The following is a 6,422-nucleotide window of genomic DNA, read 5'->3' as shown; positions in this document are numbered from 1 at the left end:
GGTGCAAAATAAAAAGCCTGCAATAACAAGCTTTTTTAATACTATACGGTTTTAAATTCACAAGTGTGCAAAATTTGCACAATTTGAGCCTTAGTTTATAAGGGTTAAGCGACTACTTCCGATAATGCGCATTATGTAAAGCTACATGCGGTATAGATAAAAGCGTAGTTAGTTTAGCTGATACTTTTATACGTTTCACCTACATTTAGTTTAGGTAGCTTTATCATTTTACTGGTTTTTTTACCTCTCTTATGTTGAGTTAACCTTAAATCATTATAGTTCTTAACTGTATTTGTGTTTAAGGTGATATTATCTTCGGGAATATCACTTATTGTTGAAAATATAGGTTTGTTATTTTCCCAAATTTTAATGATGTTACCAGGTTTAGTTAAAATATTTAATTCAATAGAATTTTGGTTTCTTTTAGCATCAAGTATGGTTGGTTTATCGGTAGTATATTTTGATGCTGAAATTGTTTTAATTAAGTGCTTACCACTGTAAATTGTAAAGTTTTTATATCCTTTAAATGGTAAAATTATTTTGAATTTAGCTCCATTTTTCTTTACTTTATAATTTTTAATAGTTTGTTTATTATATTTAATATTTAACTCAGAAATATCATAAGTATTACCGCTAAGTGTTAACTTATGGGTCTTACCAGAATAATTCATATGAAGCTTCGAAATTCTTGGATTTAATTTAATAGGTAAATCAATCGAAACAATATTATTACCAATGGCGTCTCCTAAATTTGCTACGGATTTAGAATATGCTTTTTTCATTCCTCGAATATCAGGCTTGCTAATAGAATAAGTTCTATTAGCTGGATTCATTACAGATTTACTGCCTTTTGAATTATGCTTTAGTCCTAATGCATGACCTAATTCATGTTCTGCTACATTAATTTTTTGTTTAGTTGTATATTTATATTTTTTTAATGAAGTTTTATTTAGTTCTACTTTGTTGCTGACTATTAAGTGATTACTTACGTTATATCGCATGTGATCTATACCAGCTAAACCCTTTAGACTCTTATCCTGTTTTTGGGTAAGTGCTATTAAGTGTGTGTTTGATGAGCTAGCTTTTTCCCACTTAAATCCCGCTTTTTTCCAACCATTAATTGCTTTTTTCCATATATATTTGTAGTTTTTAGATTGTTTATTTATCACATAAGTTGAATGCTGTTCAGGGAATCTCCAACCATAAGGTGTAGTAGCTTTAGTTTTAGCTGATACATTAATTGGCGTATAGCTCAAAAACAGCGTCAAAGACAATGATAAAACAGCAAACTTATTAAGTTTTTTATTCATTTTTACTCCCAGTATATTTGAATAATTTAATAATATAAATTATGGTTTTAGTTATAAAACACCATATATTTTTTGTCAATGCAATATAATTACTCCTATTGATACTTTGTAATAGCTAGTTACACTTTTTAATGCACTTTTTAAGTGGTTTGTCAAAAAATAAAAGTAGGTATCCGCACCGACGCAAACTCGCGGACGCAAGCAGACAGGTAATGAGTCTGTCGGGAGTGTTAAATGGTCACTACGGCCGGTGTAACCAAGAAGTAATGAAGAAAGAAATATGCATTATGTAAAGCTACATGCGGTATAGGCTATTTAAATTGGTAAAAATGCAGATACAATATTTGCTAAATTGTTTGACCAGGTTTTATTAATATGTATGTGCCTAAATGCAGAGTAAAGTATATGGTGAGTCGTTCCTGTATATGCGTCGAGGACTTTAACAAAAATTCCTAAGGTTGTATGCTTTCTAATCATTTTATATACAATTTTTCTAATTGGTTTAGGAGTTCTTCTAAGTACCTTTAAAAATAGTTTACCTACAGTTGCACCACTAATGTATATTTTGTCTGTTGAACCATGTTTGTTAACAGCATAAACTACATCTTTTGGTAACAGCATAACTCCTTTATGTGAAAAATTAAAATTAGTTTCTAAATTTTTTCTAGCTCTATTCAATTTAGCACGTTTTGTTTTTGCTTTTTTCATTGAAGCAGCTACAACAACTGTATTTGTTTGTATGGCTGTATTAGCAATTTCAGGAGATAGTGCCAAACATGTACAAAATGTTATAAATATTTTCTTGATTACTTTCATATTTTCACCTCTTATATAGTTTATAATAACAGGTGAAATTTTTCATCATTTTTTCGAATAATTAACTAGTAATATAATAACAGGAATTATTTGACATATAGACCAATATGCTAAATTAATATATCCTATAATAATAATTACAGGATATTTTAATATAGTATAATATAAAACTACTAGACTAATTCCAGCTATAAGCGATAATATGTTGATAAACTTTAGGGTTTTTTGTTGTGCTATAGCAAGCTTATTTTGGATATCAATATCTTCTGCTGATGATTTGTGATTTTTTTTAATACTGCTATTAAAAAAATCGTTTACAGATGCTATAGCAAAGAAAATTATCGCTGTAATTATGTCTATTATCGAGCCGAAAATATTTGTTTGCCATTGATATACGGCGAGGAATAATAGGCTTATGGTTAGTATTAGGTCAAATAAATTGTTAATGATTTTTTTTTTATTTCTTTTCATGTTGTTTTCCTTTTCCTTTTTGTTTTTATATTTAGTTATTAATAATTCTAAATGATTATCAATTAAATAGCGAGGTAATTTGATTATAATTGTGGGTGATTTTTGATAGTTATATTGGTTATTTTTAAGTATAGAGATGAATTTGTTAATAATATTTATGAAATTAAAAAATTGACTATTAAAAAAAAGCAGTTTTTATGCTATGATGACAACAGTATGAATTAAAAAAGCCCTGGCTGCTGAGCAGTCAGGGCAAAGAAAAAAAGCTAATCCATGTTCACTTTGGCGGGCGAATAAATTAGCTTTAATCCTCTTGAATTCAATACTTAGTATAACAAATCTAAGTTATAATTCAAGAGATTAAAGCTAAAAACCTCCGAACTAAAGTGAAAGATTAGTTCGGAGGTTTTTCCGTTATCAAAACAGCACACAAATAGCCAACAGGACAAAGTTGTAAAAAGTGACAGGTTTAATAGAGCCATCTCAAGTAATAAATCTATTTCCGAAAGTCAGTAACGAGACAGTGGGGCAAGTGGCGGTGACGACCAGCAGTGCAAACAAGGTCAGGGTGGTTCCGACGACTACTGCAGGTTTAGAATTACACATCTGTAAGGAGAATATGCAGCAGTGGTGCACATGGCCGTAAGTATCAGAACATAGTACGCCGTACTATTGACTGGGGTTAGTAATGACGTTGTCCAGCAACTTCTAGATCATCACTAAGAGAAAACAAACAACGGGTACAAGCGGTGTTAGGGCGTTGATTAACCAATAAAAAGCGTGTGTCGGCGAAAGCCGGAGTTATAACCAACAATTGCAAAGCAAGTTAGTTAGATACTTTTATTCCCTTTTCGCAAGGGGAAAGTACCTAACTAACCGCTTTGCGGTTAGTAGAGAGTTAGGTATGGGGAGAGTCTGCCCCAAAAGAGTAAGAGATCAAGCAGGGAAGAGAAAGAAATAAAAGAGTTAGGTAAAAAATGATATTGGAGGGTAAGGTGCTGGAATAGAAGTGGATTAAAGAGTGGGAATGGAAAAATGATGAAGCATTGTATTCAGATTTTAAGTTAGAAAAAGAGTATCAGAAAATATTTAGTGAAGAATAGTAATGTCTGCAGATCGCTCAAAATTGAGTTCTAAGAGCTTTTAATGGTGTCTAGGATGATTGGATGTGTTTTTTGCTTAAAAAAGGTGGTTGAGAAATGTTTAACGTTCAAGTCCACGACTACGTTCTCTTGGTGCTTGTTGCTGAAAATATTTAACCTGTAATTTTTCTTGACTTGGTTCGGGATTTAATTTTTTAACATCTTTCTTGTCCCAATAACGGGCGAAATATTTTAAAGCTGGTTCTGGGTCTTTTTGAAAATGTTGGCCAACTTGTTTGGTAACTTGATCCCAAATATTTTTGATTAGTGGTTTACAGTCCTTGACGGCGATAACTAAGTTTTTAGCGAATTGATCTAGCTTAGTAATTTGTGTTTGTTGTTGGCGAATGAGTCGATTGCGTGTTGATAGAGCCTGTTTTTGTTCAGCTAGTAATTGTTCTTGCTGTTTTAGTTGTTTAGCTTGAGTTTGATTTTCCTGCTGTTTTTCGGTTAGTTTAGTTTGCAGATCGTGAATTTGGTGCTGGTATGGCTCGCTGCCAGTAGTCAATTTTTGTTGTAGGTCGTAAATTTTAGCGTTGAGGGTTATTCGTTCACTTTCTTGTTTATGATCATTGGCAATGGATTGTGTAATCATTTTGTTAAGATTTTGAATTTCTGCTTGTAACTTTTTGATTTTTTCTTGATATGGCTGACCAGCATTTTTGTGGACACGTTGCTGTTCTTCTCTTCGTCCTTCCTCAACACCGAAAGTATGACCTTGAGAGTAGCCGTTAAGTTCTGCAGTTTCCTTTTGCGCTGTAAGCTGCTCATTTTGGGCTTTTAATTGGACATTCTCCGTTAGCAATTGCTTGTTTTGCCCGATAATTTGTACCAAATTTTGTGGTAAATCGGCTTGTCTAATTAATTTTGCAATTCGTTTTTGTGCCAGTGGTTTGTCGAGTATGCCAAAAGTCTTAGTTGGTAAATAATAATCGGCATTTTTGCCCTTATTAACATTTTCAAGGCGTTTCAAATTGCTGATGTATGATTTATCGGCTTTAGAATTAAAAACGCTCTGAGCGGCTAAATTTGCTAAATTTTGTTGTTTTTCATTAACTTTTAGGCTAAGTTGCTCGTTTTTTAATTCTTGATCGGTTAATTTAACTTGTACTTCGGCATTTTCTTGTTGCTGGGTTTTAGTAATTTCTTGAACTTGCTCTACTCTACGCATAGCTTGTTTGTATTCATGAACGTTTTTTAAACGATTAGTAAAGCCAACTTCGCGCTCAATACCAAATTTCAGGGCAATTTGACTTAATTTTTCAGTTTGGTGGTGTTGAAAATTGCTAAAAAGCGCCCGACTGTCCTTAGGATCGTTCTTGTAGCCTTCTTCAAGCAAAGCTTTATCAAAACTAGGCTTGATAGTTAAGCCACGCTTAGCGTGCGGTAAATGAGCCACAGGAACAACGTTAAGGTGTAAATGGGGCGATCCCGGCTCGTCCATATGAATGACCGCATTATAAACAATAAAATTGGGATTATCTTGCATAAAGTCATGCACAAATTCGGTCAAAATCATTTTAGCTGCACGCCAATTTTTTGAATTAGCACGGTCTTTATTCAGATAATCTTGTTGATTACCAACTTGAACAATAAATTCCCGTTGAGTTTGTTGGTTTTTACTATGAAGCACTTGCTGATAGTAATTTTTGATTTTACGATCGGCACGTTTTTGTTTGGCATTATAGAGCTCGATTGCGGGATCAAATTGTTCATGATAAACGTCTTTAATATCACGATGAACTAAAACTTGATTTAATTTAGTAAATTCACGTTGGATATGAGTATGGCCTTTTTTATCAAAATCAAAATGTTCAATATCTAAAGAACGATTGTTGTGTTTAATTGAAGTTTCGCTAGCCTTACCTTTAGCGAATGAAATAGTCATTTTTTGGTTCATCAAGTAGGTACCTCCGAGTAGATTTTATTCTACTTCTTTTTTGTTACTTTTCCAAAAAGTAACGTTTTCGATGTAGTGACAATTGCTTACAGCAAAAGTCACTACATCAAACGCCCTTACGCAGGGGGCGAAGAAGAAAAACTAACGTAATTTCTGCTTAATTCAATTTTGCCAAAACTACGTAATGGCCAAAATTTCATAACGAAAAAAACAAGCAAAAGTCGTAAAGACTAGTGCTTGTTTTTTCGTCTGATCGTATCCTCAAGGATACGATTTTCTTTTTTTAAAAAAGAAACAAAAAGACGACCTACTAGGCCGCCAACCGCGCGTTACAAGTAGCTAACTTGCCACACGTTATATCGTACATGCGATATATTATCTTATTTCTAAGCTAATTGTAGCACGAAAGCCCATATCTGGTAAAATAAATATGCACGTTATGTGTCATCTTGGAGAGTTTAGCTAGCTCTTCTAAGGAGGTGAGAATCGTGCACGATATTATTATCTTATTTTTACTGTATTCTGTGTTGTCAAAGGCTAAGCAAGTGCTAGATGATTTACTTATGATTCTAGACAAACTGCTTAAATAATGCAGGGAAAAGGCACAAGAATTTCTCGTGCCTTTTTTGATTGGTCTAATTGTGAAATTGCAGAAAGGTGCAAAATAAAAAGCCTGCAATAACAAGCTTTTTTAATACTATACGGTTTTAAATTCACAAGTGTGCAAAATTTGCACAATTTGAGCCTTAGTTTATAAGGGTTAAGCGACTACTTCCGATAATG

At 32.9% G+C, this 6,422-nt stretch carries 4 protein-coding genes; all 4 read right to left on the bottom strand.

Features of this window, described 5'->3' with window-relative positions; all coding sequences use genetic code 11:
• Positions 1 to 173: 173 nt before the first annotated feature.
• Positions 174 to 1,310 carry a matrixin family metalloprotease gene (locus ERK18_RS09170; protein WP_223897619.1) on the bottom strand — a complete coding sequence of 379 codons (1,137 nt, stop codon included), beginning with the start codon at positions 1,308 to 1,310 and terminating at the stop codon, positions 174 to 176.
• A gap of 315 nt (positions 1,311 to 1,625) precedes the next feature.
• Positions 1,626 to 2,126, bottom strand: a complete 501-nt coding sequence (locus ERK18_RS09165; protein WP_187155194.1) for a hypothetical protein — start codon at positions 2,124 to 2,126, stop codon at positions 1,626 to 1,628.
• 45 nt (positions 2,127 to 2,171) lie between these two features.
• Positions 2,172 to 2,597 (bottom strand): hypothetical protein, encoded by a 426-nt coding sequence (locus ERK18_RS09160; protein WP_187155193.1) that lies wholly within the window; start codon positions 2,595 to 2,597, stop codon positions 2,172 to 2,174.
• Positions 2,598 to 3,800: 1,203 nt separating this feature from the next.
• A complete protein-coding gene (locus ERK18_RS09155; protein ID WP_187155192.1) occupies positions 3,801 to 5,639 on the bottom strand; it encodes a plasmid recombination protein in 1,839 nt (612 codons plus the stop codon).
• Between the last annotated feature and the right edge of the window lie 783 nt (positions 5,640 to 6,422).

It is taken from the genome of Lactobacillus kimbladii, from assembly GCF_014323605.1.
GTDB lineage: Bacteria > Bacillota > Bacilli > Lactobacillales > Lactobacillaceae > Lactobacillus > Lactobacillus kimbladii_B.
Note: the sequence above shows the minus strand (reverse complement) of the source record. Positions and strands in the feature narration are given on the sequence as shown.